Source organism: Pseudoxanthobacter sp. (assembly GCF_036822375.1).
In the GTDB taxonomy this organism is placed as follows: domain Bacteria; phylum Pseudomonadota; class Alphaproteobacteria; order Rhizobiales; family Segnochrobactraceae; genus Pseudoxanthobacter.
In genome coordinates this window covers 1-1,187 of sequence record NZ_DAISHT010000014.1, presented here as the reverse complement: position 1 = coordinate 1,187, position 1,187 = coordinate 1, and the positions used below count along the sequence as shown (strand labels likewise).

Genomic DNA, 1,187 nt, shown 5'->3' with positions numbered 1-1,187 from the left:
CTTGCCCGTCTCGCTCTTGCCTGTTTCGCCTTTGCCTGCCTCGCCTTTGCCCGCATCGGCCCGGGCTGCCGCGGCCTTGCCGGTGGCGGCGGTCTTGTCCGCATCGGCCCGGGCGGCGGCGGGGCGGCCCTCGGCCTTGTCGCCGTCGCGGGGTGCGCTCTTCCCGGCCGCCCGGTCGTCGGCCGCCGTGCCGGCTGCGACAGCAGCCTCGGGGTCCGGGTCCGCAAGCCGGGCCTGCGTCGGCGGTCCGTCGAAGGCCTGATGCACCCGGCGGCGGATCGCGGCCTGCGTGGCGGCAGCGGTGATCTTCTGGCCGGCAAGGCCGGTCAGATAGAACACGTCCACCACCCGCTCGCCGAAGGTGGCGATATGGGCCGAGGTGATGTTGAGGTTGAGATCCGACAGCGCCCGCGTCAGGTCATAAAGCAGGCCCGGACGGTCGAGGCCGGCGACCTCCAGCACGGTGAACTGCTCCGACGAGGCGTTGTCGATATGCACCTCGGTCGGCACGGTAAAGGGCCGCGTGCCCGGCTTGCCCGCCAGCTTGCGGGCGACGCGGTCGGGCAGGCGCTCGGTGCCGGTCAGCGCCCGTTCGATCAGGTCGCTGATGCGCTTTGCGCGGCGGGTCTCGTCGTTGTCGTCGGCGAACTCGCGCGAAATGGCGATGGAATCGAGCGCCAGTCCGTCGGTGGTGGTGAAAATCTGGGCGTCGACGATGTTGGCTCCCGCCACCGTGCAGGCCCCGGCGATCACCTGCAGCACGCGCGGGTGGTCAGGCGCCAGAACGGTGATCACGGTCACGTCGTGACGGCTGCGCACCTCCACGGCGGTGGCAAGGCGGCGCCGCTCGCGGTCGGCCGCCCGCACCAGCGCGGCATGCGCCACCTTGCTGGCGATATCGACGCGCAGCCAGTAAGGCCGATAGTGCCGCTCCAGATAGGCAAGCCGCTCCACCTCCGGCCAGTCCGACAGTGCATCGGACAGTTCCGCCTTGGCGGCGGCCACCCGTTCGGTGTGGGAAACGCGGCTGTGGCCGCCGGCAAGCCGCGGCTCGGTCTCGTAGAACAGCGTGCGCAGCAGCTGCGCCTTCCAGTTGTTCCACACCCCCGGACCGACCGCCTTGATATCGCATACGGTCAGGATCAGCAGCAGCTTCAGCCGCTCCGGGCTCTGCACCAGCGCAGCGA

General features: G+C 70.6%; 1 protein-coding gene. It reads right to left on the bottom strand.

From position 1 onward, the window contains the following. Nucleotides 1-1,187, bottom strand: a 1,187-nt coding sequence (locus V7067_RS03020) for an ACT domain-containing protein (RefSeq protein WP_334174397.1), incomplete at both ends; no start/stop codon positions are given.